This is a genomic window from Streptomyces sp. 15-116A (assembly GCF_025290915.1).
In the GTDB taxonomy this organism is placed as follows: Bacteria; Actinomycetota; Actinomycetes; order Streptomycetales; family Streptomycetaceae; genus Streptomyces.
Window position 1 is genome coordinate 1 of the sequence record NZ_JAOCQE010000165.1, and the last position, 14493, is coordinate 14493.

The 14493-nt window shown below is 71.2% G+C and carries 10 protein-coding genes and 1 pseudogene; 3 read left to right on the forward strand and 8 right to left on the reverse strand.

From position 1 onward, the window contains the following. Positions 1–131: 131 nt before the first annotated feature. Positions 132–932, reverse strand: coding sequence for a class II aldolase/adducin family protein (locus N4P33_RS23250; protein ID WP_260828619.1), 801 nt, complete (start codon positions 930–932; stop codon positions 132–134). Positions 933–1084: 152 nt separating this feature from the next. Between N4P33_RS23250 and N4P33_RS23255 the strand changes: the two genes are divergently transcribed. Then, positions 1085–1558 (forward strand): pyridoxamine 5'-phosphate oxidase family protein, encoded by a 474-nt coding sequence (locus tag N4P33_RS23255; protein WP_260828620.1) that lies wholly within the window; start codon positions 1085–1087, stop codon positions 1556–1558. Between the two features lie 25 nt (positions 1559–1583). Here the strand turns inward: N4P33_RS23255 and guaA are convergent, their stop codons facing one another. Beyond that, positions 1584–3164 (reverse strand): glutamine-hydrolyzing GMP synthase, encoded by a 1581-nt coding sequence (gene guaA, locus N4P33_RS23260; RefSeq protein ID WP_260828621.1) that lies wholly within the window; start codon positions 3162–3164, stop codon positions 1584–1586. Between the two features lie 333 nt (positions 3165–3497). Between guaA and N4P33_RS23265 the strand changes: the two genes are divergently transcribed. Beyond that, positions 3498–3815, forward strand: coding sequence for a chorismate mutase (locus N4P33_RS23265; RefSeq protein WP_260828622.1), 318 nt, complete (start codon positions 3498–3500; stop codon positions 3813–3815). Positions 3816–4482: 667 nt separating this feature from the next. Here N4P33_RS23265 and N4P33_RS23270 read toward each other — a convergent pair. Then, positions 4483–5721 carry a hypothetical protein gene (locus N4P33_RS23270; protein ID WP_260828623.1) on the reverse strand — a complete coding sequence of 413 codons (1239 nt, stop codon included), beginning with the start codon at positions 5719–5721 and terminating at the stop codon, positions 4483–4485. Positions 5722–5945: 224 nt separating this feature from the next. On the opposite strand from N4P33_RS23270, the gene N4P33_RS23275 reads away from it, so the two are divergent. Then, positions 5946–6968 carry an LAETG motif-containing sortase-dependent surface protein gene (locus N4P33_RS23275; protein WP_260828624.1) on the forward strand — a complete coding sequence of 341 codons (1023 nt, stop codon included), beginning with the start codon at positions 5946–5948 and terminating at the stop codon, positions 6966–6968. A gap of 96 nt (positions 6969–7064) precedes the next feature. On the opposite strand, the gene N4P33_RS23280 is transcribed toward N4P33_RS23275, so the two are convergent. The 5 genes and pseudogenes from N4P33_RS23280 to N4P33_RS23300 form a co-directional block, all read right to left on the reverse strand. After that, positions 7065–8852, reverse strand: coding sequence for a GMC oxidoreductase (locus N4P33_RS23280; RefSeq protein ID WP_260828625.1), 1788 nt, complete (start codon positions 8850–8852; stop codon positions 7065–7067). A gap of 98 nt (positions 8853–8950) precedes the next feature. Beyond that, on the reverse strand, positions 8951–10564 hold the full coding sequence (locus N4P33_RS23285; RefSeq protein ID WP_260828626.1) for a succinic semialdehyde dehydrogenase: 1614 nt from the start codon (positions 10562–10564) through the stop codon (positions 8951–8953). Positions 10565–10687: 123 nt separating this feature from the next. After that, positions 10688–12394, reverse strand: coding sequence for a serine/threonine-protein kinase (locus tag N4P33_RS23290; protein WP_260828627.1), 1707 nt, complete (start codon positions 12392–12394; stop codon positions 10688–10690). A gap of 36 nt (positions 12395–12430) precedes the next feature. After that, complete coding sequence (locus N4P33_RS23295; protein WP_399030002.1) at positions 12431–13678, reverse strand: serine/threonine-protein kinase; 1248 nt, start codon at positions 13676–13678, stop codon at positions 12431–12433. Positions 13679–13753: 75 nt separating this feature from the next. Continuing rightward, a pseudogene (locus tag N4P33_RS23300) lies at positions 13754–14493 on the reverse strand (serine/threonine protein kinase); the annotation flags it as partial.

Consider the following 14493-nt stretch of genomic DNA (forward strand, 5'->3'; position numbering starts at 1 on the left):
CCACCCCACGCCACCCCCGGCCGCCACCCCGGGTCGGCCCCGGTCAACGGGAGTGAACCCCCGAACACCACGTTGACGCGCACCCCACCCAAGAACAACCAGAGCAGACCTCACCCGAGACCAAGCGACCCTCACCCGAACAAATCCGGCTCACTCCGGCTGATGTCCCGCCACATCGGCTGATAGTTGATCCACGCCACCAGATCCCCACCCAGCTGCTCCCGCGTCGCCACCGCCTGCCGGTGATCGATCAGCACCGGCCGCCCCGCCGCCTTCGCTGCCAGCTGCACCTGACACGACCGCTCCATCGACGCGAACCACCACGCCGCCGCGTCGACGGAGTCCCCCACCGTGAGCAGCCCGTGATTGCGCAGCACCAGCGCCTTGTGCGTGCCGAGCACCGCGGCGATGCGCCGGCCCTCCTCCGCGTCGACGGTGACGCCGCTGTAGGCGTCGTACAGCGCGTGGTCCTCATAGAACGCGCAGCTCTCCTGCGTGATCGGCTCCAGCAGCTCGCCCAGCGCGGCGAGCGCCCGCCCGTGCACAGAGTGGCAGTGGGCGACGGCGACGACGTCGGGCCGGGCGGCGTGCACCTGGGCGTGCACGGTGAACGCGGCCTGGTTGACGTGGTAGGCGCCCTCGATGACCTGGCCGTCCCGGTTGGCGAGCACCAGGTCGCTCACGGTGACGTGCCGGAAGGGCATGCCGAAGGGGTTGACCCAGAAGCAGTCGGAGTATTCGGGGTCGCGTGCGGTGATGTGCCCCGAGACGCCGTCCTCGAAGCCGAGCCGCCCGAACAGCCGCAGCGCGCCCGCGAGCCGCTCCTTGCGGTGCCGGCGCTCGTCGTCGACCGACTCGTGCATCGGCGGCATGGCGAACCGCAGCTTGTCGGTGGGCAGCGGCGGGGGCGGGGTGGGCCCGGGCCCGTGCATAAGTCCTCCCGCGGGGGGTTTGCGTATGGGGCGGAAGTTACCGTCGGGAAGCCCGGTACGACAGACCGGTTCGACAAAGACGCGCAGGACGCGCGTCACACCACCGCTCCTACCCGACAGCAGATGTCCGGTATTCGCGGAACACTCCCTCTATGAACACCAACTGGGAGGCTTTCGTCACCGCCGAGCCGGATCTCGCCCGCACCGTCGAGGAGCGCTTCGGCGCCCACACGCACCACGTCCTCGCGACGCTCCGCAAGGACGGCTCGCCCCGCACCACCGGTCTGGAGGTGCGCTTCCTGAACGGCGAGCTGTGGCTCGGCATGATGCCGGACTCGCGCAAGGCGCTCGACCTGCGCCGTGACCCGCGCTTCGCGCTCCAGGCGAACCCCGGGGAGGGCACCACCATGGGCGGCGGCGACGTCCGGATCAGCGGCCGGGCGATCGAGGTCGTGGACGCGGAGATTCGGAGCAGGTACACGAAAGAGGTGGAACCGCCGGAGCCGTTCCACCTCTTCCGCACCGAGTTGACGGAGGTCGTACGGACCTACGTCGAGGACGAGAAGTACCTGGTCATCCAGGTCTGGAAGCCCGGAGCGCCGGTGCGCACGCTCAAACGGACCTGAGCCTTCCGGCAGCGAACCGTGCGGCTCACTCCCACTCGATGGTCCCCGGCGGCTTCGAGGTCACATCCAGTACGACCCGGTTGACGTCGCGCACCTCGTTGGTGATCCGCGTCGAGATCTTCGCGAGGACGTCGTACGGCAGCCGTGACCAGTCGGCGGTCATGGCGTCCTCGCTGGAGACCGGGCGCAGCACGATCGGGTGGCCGTAGGTCCGCCCGTCGCCCTGGACGCCGACCGAGCGCACGTCGGCGAGCAGCACCACCGGGCACTGCCAGATGTCGCGGTCGAGGCCGGCCGCCGTCAGCTCCTCGCGGGCGATGGCGTCGGCCTCGCGGAGCAGGTCGAGCCGCTCCTTGGTGACCTCGCCGACGATGCGGATGCCGAGGCCGGGGCCGGGGAACGGCTGGCGGTGGACGATCTCGTCGGGAAGGCCGAGCTCCTGGCCGACCATCCGGACCTCGTCCTTGAACAACTTGCGCAGCGGCTCGATCAGCTTGAACTCGAGATCCTCGGGCAGCCCGCCGACGTTGTGGTGGGACTTGATGTTGGCGGTGCCGGTGCCGCCGCCGGACTCGACGACGTCCGGGTAGAGCGTGCCCTGGACGAGGAACTCCACGGCGGGGCCCTCGTCGGCGATGATCTCGGCCTGGGCCTGCTCGAAGACCCGGATGAACTCGCGGCCGATGATCTTCCGCTTCTCCTCGGGGTCGGAGACACCCTTCAGGGCGGTCAGGAACCGCTCCTCGGCGTCCACGACCTTCAGCTGGACGCCGGTCGCGGCCACGAAGTCCTTCTCGACCTGCTCGGTCTCGCCCTTGCGCATCAGGCCGTGGTCGACGTAGACGCAGGTCAGCTGGGAACCGATGGCCTTCTGCACGAGGGCGGCGGCGACGGCGGAGTCCACGCCGCCGGACAGACCGCAGATGGCCCGCTTGTCACCGACCAGCTCACGGATCGCCTCGACCTGCTCCTCGATCACATTGCCCGTGGTCCAGGTCGGGGACAGGCCCGCGCCCCGGTACAGGAAGTGCTCCAGCACCTGCTGCCCGTGCGTGGAGTGCATCACCTCGGGGTGGTACTGGACGCCGTAGAGCTTCTTCTCGTCGTTCTCGAAGGCGGCGACCGGTACGACGTCCGTGGACGCGGTGACGGCGAAGCCCTCGGGGGCGGCGGAGCAGGCGTCGCCGTGCGACATCCACACGGTCTGCTCCTCCGGGGTGCCCTCGAAGAGGGTGGAGGACGTCTTGGAGACATGCAGGTCCGTCCGGCCGTACTCGCGGGCGCCGGTGTTGTCGACCGTGCCGCCCAGGGCCTGGGCCATGAGCTGGAAGCCGTAGCACATGCCGAAGACGGGGACGCCGGCCTCGAAGATCTGGCGGTCGAGCCGGGGGGCGCCCTCCTCGTACACGGACGAGGGGCCGCCGGACAGGATGATCGCCGCGGGGTTCTTGGCGAGGATCTCCTCGACCGGCATGGTGCTCGGCACGATCTCGCTGTAGACCCGCGCCTCGCGGACGCGACGGGCGATGAGCTGGGCGTACTGCGCGCCGAAGTCGACGACCAGGACGGTGTCGGGCGCGTTGGCAGCGGGAGTCGCTGATGACACGGGGTGCCTTCCGGCGGTGGGGCGGGGGTCTTGTGCCTCCCGATTCTACCGGGGTGTCCGCGAAGCCCCTCCGCTGCGGCCGGGGCCCACCCGTCTCACCATCCGGCCCGGATTGGACAGCCGGGGGCGGCGCGGCATACTTGCCCTCATGCTCACGCACCCGACCTTCGTCTTTACCTATGGCACCCGGCCCGCCGGCTGCCATGGTCGTGCTGCTTGAGCAACTGACAAGCGACTTCCCAGGCGCCCCGGGCCGACAAGGTCCGGGGCGCCTGGTGTATCCGGACCTTGCCGCTCCGGGGCGACCCGAGATCACCAGCGAGGAGCCCCGACATGACCGCCACAGCGACCGAGCAGACCGCGACGCCGAAGACCGCCACGGAGAAGACCGGCGCCCGCACCCCCGAGGCCGCCGGCGTGATCACCGGCGCGCGGGAGCGCATCGACGCGCTGGACGACCGGATCATCGGCCTCATCCAGGAACGGATGGCCGTCTCCGCCGTCATCCAGAAGGAGCGCATCGCCTCCGGCGGACGACGCGTGAACCTGTCCCGCGAGATGGAGGTCCTCGCCCACTACAGGGACGCGCTGGGCAAGCCGGGCACGACCCTCGCCATGACGCTCCTGGAGCTGTGCCGCGGAAAGATCTGACCGGAACTGAATTCACGTTCCGGGCACAGACGTACGCATCCTTCTCACCCGTACGGCGCGTGACCGGCGGACGAAACGCTTCGTTGGTACCGGTGTCCGTGCCAGCCAGGGGCGGGCCCGAGAGAACCACGCGTGGCTCGCCGGAGCGATGAGACGTGCGGATCGTGCCGTGCGTCGTGGGACCTCGCTCCGGGAAGTGACCGGACGGCAGGGGACAGCAGCCCGGTCACCCAAGAGAACGGCCGGCTCCGGGGACGCCCGGGGCCGGCCGGCGGGAATGTCCCTTGTCCGGGTCGAACGATTGCGGAGGCCGCACCCATCGAGCACGATGCGTACGAGCCCAAGTCCCCCACCGCAGACAACTGCATTGCCCTGCGCAGACACACCGGAAGGCGGACCGGAGAGCCGGACCCACACACGGACCGGCAGACGGACCGGCAGACGGACCGGCAGACGGACCCGCAGACGGACCGGCGGTGACTGCCAGAGCTCCAGACCAGCGGCGCTACCCCCCGGCGCCGCTCCCCCAGGCACCGGTGCTGCCCTGACACCGGTGCTGACGAGGAAGGGCCCCGCGGCTCCGCCCCGCGGGGCCCTTCGCACACCCTTCGAGCACTGTCACCACGCACCGAGCACCGCCACTGCGCCCCGAGCACCGCCGCAGGCGTCACGTCCGGCTGACCACCCCGCACCCGTCGGCCTCCGCCTCCGGCACGTCCCCGCTGCGGTCGTACGGATCGCTCGGCTCGCCGGTCGTCTCGGGGCCGGCCTCCCCGTCCGTGCGGAACTGCGGACGGATCACCCCGTCACCGTCCCGGCAGTCGTCGTTGGATATCTCGCCCCGTACGTCAGAGATCCAGAGGTACCCCTCGGTCCCCTGGTACTCGGTGAGGTCCAGGACGTCGACCTCGACCACGCGGCGCACGATGGTGCGGGCCACCTCGTCACCGCCGCCGACGCGGGTCGCCGCGTACACGAAGGTGTAGTCCGCCTTGATCAGGGCCTTGTCCGCACCCTTGGGACCGGGCTCCACGGTCACCCGGCCGCGCACGCGCACGTCGTCCAGGACGTCGACCTCTTCGGGGTCGAAGCGGGTGAAGGTCCACACCGGGTCGTTGTTCACGGAGGGCTCGCGCAGCGCGGCGCGCAGCTGGGCGAGGTACGTCTTCTCCAGCGGGTCCACGAGGGCCAGCGCCTTCTTCGGCTCGCCGCCCTTCAGCACCTCGGGATCGAGGTTGGCGGCGACCAGGAACTCCTTCGTCTGCCGCAGGGCCTGCTCGATGCGCGCGGCGGAGACTCCGCCCATCGCCTTCGCCTCGGGCAGCCGGATGGCGTCCGCCCCGGACTCCCAGCGGGCGGCCGGCGATCCGGCGAACGGTTTCTCGCGGGTGGCCACGCCGGCGGATCCTGCGGAGGGCGGGCCGGTGGGCGGGGCGGTCTCCGGGGGGAGCGGGGCCGCGGCATCCGCCTCGTCCGCACCGCCGAAGTGGTCACCGAGACCGCCGGGCAGGTGGGACAGGATGCCCGACGGATTCAGCGCGACCAGGACCAGCGCAGCGGCGAGCAGCACGCCGACGACGCTCCAGAGCTTGCGCCGGCGGGTGACCCGGCGGTCGTGCAGGTCCAGCAGGGCGGGCCCGGTGCGCCAGCCCTCCGGTTGTGCCGGCCGGGCAGGCCCCTTCTTCCGCCCCCAGCGTCCCTTGCGGGCCCCGTTCGACGGGTGCGGCCTCGCCTGCTGCTCGTCCATCGCCCGCAGCCGCTCGGTCACCATCCGCGCCCTCGCGGACGGCTCCTTGGGCGCGGAGGCGCGGATGTCGCGCTCGCTGTCCCGGACGAACTTCTCCCATACGTCGTCGGGTATCGCGGACGACTCCGGTCTCGGTTCCTCGGACGACTGCTCGGCCACAGCAACGGCTTTCTGTAGGGGACGTCGGTCGTGAGCGTACGCCGCTGTTGATCACCCGCCCAGTGATCCACCTCACATAAGAATTCCGTGAGTTTCCGAACAACCATTCACACGGCTCGACGATCAAACCACCGGAAACACGGGCCCCAACCGCGCCCCACACGCGGAAGGCCTCCCCCAACACGCGCCGCAACCCGCGGCGCACCGGACATCCCGAGGTCTTCATGAAGCTTCGCCGCGCCATGGCAGCAGCGGCCGCAACGGCAGTGATAGCCCCGGTTGCCCTCCTCGCGGCACCGGCCGCGTACGCGACCGACCCGGCTCCGTCCGTCAGCGCCAGCGAGTCCGCCGCCGACGGCGGGACGACCGACGAGGAGACGAGCGAGACGTCGCCGTCGCCGTCCGAGAGCGAGTCGACCGGCTCCACGGACACCACCAAGCCCGAGGACACGACCAAGCCGGAGGACACCGAGTCCCCCAGCTCGTCCCCGACCGACGCGGCCCCGTCCCCGAGCTCCTCGGTGACCAGCCCCGCGCCGAGCACGTCCGCGCCGGAGGAGTCGGAGTCCCCGGACCCCGAGCCGTCCGTGTGCGAGGACACCAAGGTCGACGTCAGCATCTCCGGCCTGCCCGGCAAGATCGCCGCGGGCAGCGGCTGGCACAAGTTCTCGCTGAACGTGCTGAACAACTCCGAGTCCACCCTGCAGGACCTGGACTTCTTCGCCGGTGCGTCCGCCGACGCGAACGGCGAGGACCTCTTCGCCAGCAAGCAGGTCCGGCTCCAGGCGTGGAACCCCGACGCCAAGGCCTGGGAAGACCTCAGCCAGGACGGCTACGCGGTCGGCTACGTCGGTTACACCGACGAGCTCCAGCCGGACTACGAGGTCAACATCCCGATGCGCCTGAACGTGCAGGCGTCGGCCCCGGTCGGCGCCGGGTTCTCGCTCGGCGCGACGATCTACGGCGACACGGACGGCGAGTGCACCGGCTTCGGTGACGTGTCGTACCGCTTCCAGATCGTGGCCGCGGGCACGGACACCGACGGCACCAAGCCGCAGGAAGGCGGCAAGGCGCCCGTCACGGACGAGAAGCCGAGCGGCAACACGCCGGAGGTCACCGGCAGCCTCGCCGAGACCGGTTCCAGCTCCGCGCTTCCGATGATCGGCCTCGTCGGTGGTCTCACCGTCGTCGCCGGTGCCGGGGCCGTGTTCGTGGTGCGTCGGCGCAAGGCCGGTGCGGAGGCGTAAGCACGCCTGAACCATCAGGAACACCAGCAACGAGGTGAGGACCTGCGCTCGGAGGGGGGCGCAGGTCCTCACCTTTTGCGTACGTGCTCGGGGCCGCTACTTCTTCGGCGGCACCGCGGGCATCCCCAGGAACGGCAGCTTCAGCGCGCCGAACGCGTCCGCCGGGACCACCGGGGACTTCGGCTCGACCGGCTGCAGCCGCCGGTAGGCCTCGCCCTGCTCGGGGCGCGGGTCGGCCTCGCCCTTGTTGGGCCAGTACGACATCGCCCGCTCGGCCTGCGCAGTGATCGTCAGGGAGGGGTTCACGCCGAGGTTCGCGGAGACCGCCGCGCCGTCCACGACGGAGATGCCGGGGTGGCCGTACAGCCGGTGGTACGGGTCGATGACGCCCGTGTCGCTGGAGGGGCCGATCGGGCAGCCGCCGAGGAAGTGCGCGGTGAGCGGCATGCCGGTCAGCTCACCGACGTTGGAGCCCGCGAAGCCGTTGATCTCTTCGGCGAGGGCGGTCGCGCCGTCCGTGGCCGCCTTGATCTGCTTGGGGTTGGGGGCGCCGTGCCCCTGCCGGGCGGTGAGCAGTCCGCGGCCCACACCGGACGGCTTCAGATAGGTCGTCAGTGAGTTGTCCACGGACTGCATCACCAGGCCGATGATGGTCCGCTCCGACCAGCGCCGGTTGGACAGCGACCGCAGCAGCAGCCAGGGGTGCCGGGCCACGTTGGCCAGCCAGCCGAGGACGCGGGCCGTGCCCGAACCATTGCTCGCGTAGGGGACCTGGAGGATGGACAGGCCGCCCATCGAGTTGGAGCCGCGGCCGTAGCGGACCGGCTCGATATGGGTGTTGGCGTCGGGGTGGATCGAGGACGTGATGGCCACACCGCGGGTGAAGTCGACCTTCGGGGCGCCGGTCGCCTTGCGGTAGCGGCGGTCGTCGGTCTGGGCGCCCACCAGCGCCTCGGAGTTGGTGCGGGTCAGCTCGCCCAGCTTGTCAGAGAGGTGCGGCAGCTGCCCGTTGGCCTTCATGCGGTGCAGCAGCGTCTGGGTGCCGTAGGTGCCGGCGGCCAGGACGACCCTCCGGGCCCTGAACGTACGGCCCTTGCCCTTGCGGCGGTTGTCGGTGGGCAGCGTGGCGACGGCGAAGCCGCCCTGCGAGTCCTCCGTCACCGACACGACCGTCGTCATGGGGTGGACGACCGCGCCCGCCTTCTCGGCGAGATGGAGGTAGTTCTCGTTGAGGGTGTTCTTCGCGCCGTGCCGGCAGCCGGTCATGCACTCGCCGCACTCGGCACAGGCGCGCCGCGACGGGCCGACCCCGCCGAAGTACGGGTCCGGCACCTCCTGACCGGGCTTGGCCTTCACCTTGCCGTCGGCGTCATCGCCGTCGCCGAAGAAGACGCCGACGGGGGCCATGTGGAAGGTGTCGCCGCAGCCCATCCGCTCGGCGGCCGCCTTCAAGTGGACGTCCGAGGGCGTCATCGTCGGGTTGAGCCGCACGCCGAGCATGCGGCGGGCCTGGTCGTAGTACGGCTTCAGCTCCTCCTGCCAGTCCGTGATGTGACCCCACTGGGGGTCCTCGAAGAACGGCTTGGGCGGTACGTAGAGGGTGTTGGCGTAGTTGAGGGAACCTCCGCCGACGCCCGCGCCGGCCAGGACCATGACGTTGCCCAGCAGATGGATGCGCTGGATGCCGTACATGCCGAGTTTCGGGGCCCAGAGGTAGTTCTTGATGTCCCAGGAGTTCTTGGGGAGGGACTCGCGGGTCCAGCGGCGGCCGGCCTCCAGGACGCCGACGGTGTAGCCCTTTTCGGTCAGCCGGAGTGCCGAGACCGAGCCGCCGAAGCCGGATCCGACGACGATGACGTCGTAGTCGTAGGTGTCCTGGGGCACGTGTGCTCCTCTTTGAGTTTCGCGTGCGGGTCGTCCGTGGTTTATCGCGCTCGCGCGGCGGAGCCGCACATTGATACAGCCCCGCGCCCCTGAGTCGGTTACCTGAACCGGAATGCCTTCATCAGGCGGAGGCTGCGGCTCATGAAGGCCGCGTACTTCTCGTCGTCCATGCCCAGGGACGGGGCCATCGGCAGCAGGCGCTGGTGGGCGACCGTCTGAGCCTCCGTGTACTTGAGGATGCCCTCGGAGCCGTGGCGGCGGCCGAGGCCCGAGTCCTTCATGCCGCCCATCGGGGACTGGACGCTGCCGTAGGCGGGCGCGTAGCCCTCGTTGATGTTGACCGTGCCGGTGCGCAGGCGGGCGGCGATCTCGCGGCCGCGGCGGGCGTTCTTCGTCCAGACCGAGGAATTCAGGCCGTACGGAGTGGAGTTGGCGCGCTCGATCGCGTCGTCGTCGCTGGTGAAGCGGTAGATCGACACGACCGGGCCGAAGGTCTCCTCGGTGCAGACGGCCATGGGGGCCTCGACGCCGTCGAGGATCGTCGGTTCGTAGAAGTAGGGGCCGATGTCCGGGCGGGCCTGGCCGCCCGCGAGCACCTTGGCGCCCTTGGCGACCGCGTCCTCGACGTGCCGGGTGACGGCGGTCAGCTGGCGTTCGCCGACCAGGGAGCCCATGTCGGCGCCGTAGGCGAGGGAGGTGCCGAGGCGCAGGGCCTTGGTGCGGGCGACGAAGCGCTCCAGGAAGGCGTCGGCGACCGCTTCGTGGACGTAGAGCCGCTCGATGGAGATGCACAGCTGGCCCGCGGAGGAGAAGCAGGCGCGGACGGCGCCGGCGGCGGCCTTGTCGAGGTCGGCGTCGTCGAGGACCAGCATGGCGTTCTTGCCGCCGAGTTCGAGGGAGACGCCGACCAGGCGGGCCGCGGCGCCCTGGGCGACCTGGCGGCCGGTGGCGGTGGAGCCGGTGAAGGAGACGTAGTCGGCGTGCTTGACGACCTCGGGGCCGACGACGGGGCCCTCGCCGAGGACGACCTGGAAGACGTCGGCGGGCAGCCCGGCCTCGATCAGCAGGTCACGGGCCCACAGCGCGGTGAGGCAGGTCTCGGTGTCGGGCTTCATCACGACCGCGTTGCCCGCGACGAAGGCGGGGAGCGCGTCGCCGACGGAGAGTTCGAGGGGGTAGTTCCAGGGCGCGATCTGGCCGACGACGCCGCGCGGGTGGCGCAGTTCGGTGACCTTGGTGAGGGTCGGGATGGCGCCCGTGTGGCGCTTCGGCTTGAGGTACGCGGTGGCGCGGCGGCCGTAGTGACGGGCGGCGACGGCGACGGCCTGCACCTCCTCGTGGGCGTGCAGCCGGGCCTTGCCGGTCTCCAGCTGGATCAGGTCGAGGACCTCGGCCTGACGCTCCAGCAGGATGTCGTGGAAGCGGAGCAGGACGGCGGCGCGCTGCCGCAGCGGGGTCTGCGCCCAGACGGACTGGGCGGCGCGGGCGGCGGTGAAGGCCTTCTCCACGTCCTCGGGCGTGGACTCCGGCAGGTCGGCCAGCTTCTCCCCCGTGAACGGGGTGTGGTTGGCCGTCCGGCCGGAGCCGGTGATGCCCTTGGTGAGCTGGGCGATCAGCTCGGGCGTGACCACGTCGGCGGCGGTGCGGGCGCCCGCCGGGGCGGGGGCGAGGGGGTTGGTGCCGGTCGTTTCCCGGGTCTGCGCGTCCGTCATGAGCCGCAGGGTATGCCCGGGCGAACGCTTTGTGTACCCGTCGGTAACAGATTCACCGATCGCTCACACATGCCGCCAGTGAACGCTGGCAACAAAGGCGCTGATCAGGGCGTTGCCAGGCGCTCAGAGTTTTTTGATGTCCAGGTTCCCGATCGCCGTCTGCGCCACCTCGCGGCCCCGCTCAGTGAAGTCGCCCTTGCCGGGGTAGCCGATGGTGAGCTTGTACATGTCCCCCTCGGAGGTCTTGTAGTAGAAGATCCTCAGCTCACGCGGCAGCGGGTTCTGGCTGTCGGTGGTCATGTGGACGACAGTGATCTCGGCGGACTTCTTGCCCTTGTAGGTCAGGTTCGGCTTCGGGATCGTCTTCGTGCTCGGGTCGTCCGGGATGCCGTAGTTGTAGTCGCCGTCCTTGAAGTTGGCGTCGTCCTCGTACATCTCGGCGTCGGCGGAGCCCGCGATGTTGCCGGTGTCCTCGGCCGCCTTCTCGAGGCTCAGGCCGATCACGATGGCGCCGCTCAGGTCGGTGAACTTGACCCAGTGCCCCTGGTCGGTCTCCTCGGGCACCGACCGCTTGTAACCCTCCGGCACCGCCAGCGTCGCGGCGACGCCCTTCTCCTCGTGCGTCTCCCAGCCGTCCGGCAGCGGCCCCGCGAAGGGGTCCGCGAGCACCAGATACGCCGCCACCGCTGCCGCGACGATCGCGGCGCCCAGCCCGATGAAGGTCTTGCGGCCGATCCGGATGCCCTGGCCCCCGGAGCCGGGGAGGGGCATCTGGACGACCTGCGTCGGCTGCGGCGCGGGCGGGTTGGCGGCGGCCTCCAGCAGGGTGCGGACCTGGGCGGCGTTGGGCCGGCGCGCCGGGTCCTTCTGCAGCAGACCGGTGATGGCCTCGGCCAGCGGTCCCTGCGCGGAAGCGGGCGGCGCGGGCGTGGCGTTGAGGACGGACTGCAGGGTGGCGGGGGTGTTGCTGCGGCGGAACGGCGAGACGCCCTCCGTCGCCGTGTACAGCACCACACCGAGCGACCACAGGTCGGAGGCGGGACCGGGACGCTGGCCCAGCACCCGCTCCGGGGCGATGTACTCGGGCGAGCCGACGAAGCCGCCGGTGTCGGTCAGATTGGTCTCGCCCTCGATCTGGGCGATGCCGAAGTCGGTGAGGACGACGCGGTCGTACCGGCCGAGCAGGACGTTGTCCGGCTTCACGTCCCGGTGCAGCACGCCCGCCGCGTGGGCCGCCTCCAGCGCGCCGAGCACTTCGAGGCCGACGCGGGCCGCCTCGCGCGCGGAGAGCGTGCCCTCCTCCTGGAGGACGGCGCCGAGCGAACGGCCGTTGACCAGCTCCATCACGATCCACGGCTGACCGTCCACGACGGCCACGTCATGGACGTCGACCACCGCCGGGTGGTCGAGCCGGGCCGCGGCGCGGGCCTCACGGCGCATCCGCTCGAACACGTTGGCCCGCTCGCGCTCCGGAAGGTGCTCGGGGACGCGGGGCTCCTTGACGGCGACCTCGCGGTCCACCGTCTCGTCCTTGGCCCGCCACACCGTGCCCATGCCGCCGTGCCCGAGCTTGGCGAGCAGCCGGTAGCGGCCCGCGATGAGGCGTCCGGTGCCGGGTTCGGGCGACGCCTGGTGCTGCGGCTGCGACTGCGACTGCGGCGGCTGCGACTGGGGCTGCTGCTGTGGCTGCTGGGGCTGCACCACCTGCGTCGGCGCGGCGTACGGGTTGCCGGGGTGCGGCACGGCCGCGGGCGGGTTGGGGTTGGGCGGTTGCAGACCGAAACTCGTCGGCTCGTCGGCCCCGTGGCGGGCTCCCCCGTTGTTGCTCATGGTTCATCCATATCGCGCCTCACGGTCGCGGATCCACTACGAACCGGAAGCGGTCACAGACCCGTGACGCTCATTGGGGCTTATCTCCCATTTATCTGCGCTCTGGGGGGAGCTGGGCGTCCGGGAGGCGGTGGGTGACGGGGAGTGAGAGGGACTCGCGGGGGTCTCCGGTGCCGTACTGCTCGGCGTGACGCCCCCGTCGCCGCGGTCCATCAGCAGTGCCGCGGCGGACACGCCGGCCACCGCCATCGCGGCGACGGCCAGCGCGGCCACCAGGACGCTTCGGGTGGGGGGCCGGGTCTCCGGGCCCTCGTCGGACACCCTCGGCGGCGGGACGCCGGCCTCCGGCTCCCTGCGCGCGGTGAGCCATGAACGGGACCGTTCCCGCCCGGCCGGCGGCTCCGCGAGCGGCGGCACCTCGGGCGTACGGCCCGTCTCACGGAACGCCCGCAGCATCCGCTCGGCGCCGACCGCGTCCAGCCGCCGGTCGGGGTCGCGCTCCAGCAGACCGCGTACGACGGGCAGGATCGGCCCTGCCTGCGCGGGCGGCCGTATCTCGTCGACGACGACGGCGTGCAGGACGCCGCCGATCGAGTCGCGCCGGAACGGCGATTCGCCGCTGAGGGCCGTGCACAGCAGCGCGCCCAGCGACCACAGGTCGGACTCGGGCCCGGTACGGGTGCCGGACATCCGCTCGGGGGCGGTGTATTCGGGCGAGCCGACGAAGGAGCCGGTCTCGGTGAGCGTGGTGGCGCCCGCGACCTGGGCGATGCCGAAGTCGGTGAGGACGACCCGGTCGGTGCCGTTCTCCAGCAGGACGTTGGCGGGTTTGAGATCCCGGTGCAGCACACCGGCGGCGTGCGCGGCCCGTAACGCCCCGAGCAGCTCGATGCCGATGCGCGCGGCCTCGGCGGCGTCGAGGGCACCCCGGGTGGCGATGCGGTCCGCGAGCGAACAGCCGTCGATCAGTTCCAGGACGATGTAGGGGCGTTCGTCGTCCTCCACCACGTCGTGGACCACGATGATGTTCGGGTGACTCAGCTGGGCCAGCGCCCGGGCCTCGCGCAGGGTGCGTTCCCGCTGACGGCGGGCGTCCTCGGCCGAGAGGGTCTCGTCGACGGGGAGTTCCTTGACGGCGACGTCGCGCCCGAGCAGTTGGTCGGTCGCCCGCCACACCACACCCATGCCACCGCGGCCGAGCCTCGCCTCCACCCGGTAACGACCCGCTATGACACGGGCGTTGGGCGGCGCGGGCCCGTCGCCGGACTGCCCCTCGGTCCCCATGGGGCCCATCATGCCCCACCGGATGTGTTCCCTCCGGTACGCCGATTCAGCCAAGCGGCGGCCGACGCAAGGGAGTTACGACGTGGGTTGCGGCTCGCGCCAGCCCTTGAGGACGGTCTCGAACTGCTCGCTGGTCGTCGCCCAGTCGTCGGCGGGGCCGGTCATGAGGAGCGCGTACTCGACCCCGTCGTGCGAGAGGTACATGTGGTCGGCGGCCCGGTAGGGCCCCGGGAAAGGCTGGTCCTTGGCCAGGGCCGTCCAGGTGTACTCCAGGCGGGCGCTCGGACGGTCGCGGTAGGTGTCGCGCTGCAGCGTGACCCGCCGGTAGTCGACGAGCCGCTGCCCCAGCTGCCAGTCGAGGGACTTCAGATGCTCGAAGGGATCGTCGAAGTCGGAGTCGTCGTCGATGGAGATCCGGACGAAGTGCTTGCCGCCGTCCGGCGAGTAGTCGACATGGCCGTACTTCTTGTCGTAGGTGCGCTTCCAGTCGTCGCCCGGCAGGGCGACGGTGAAGCCGAGCGGGTCGGTCCGCCGTACCCAGCCCGCGGGGAGTCCGGCGGCGGACCCGCTCCCGCCGCTCTTCGAGGCGCTGGGCCCGGGCGTCCCGGAGGGGGACGCGGTGACGCCGTCGCCCTTGGACCGGTCCCACTGCTGCAGCACCACGGCGGTGCCGCCGCCGATGACCGCGGCGAGGGCGACGACCAGCGCGATGAGACGCCTGCGGCCCCGGCGGGCCGGGCGTGCGGGGGATCCGCCTGCGCCGGGGCCGGTGGGCATGGATGCGGTGCCTCTGGACGCGGGGTCGGCCGGGCCCT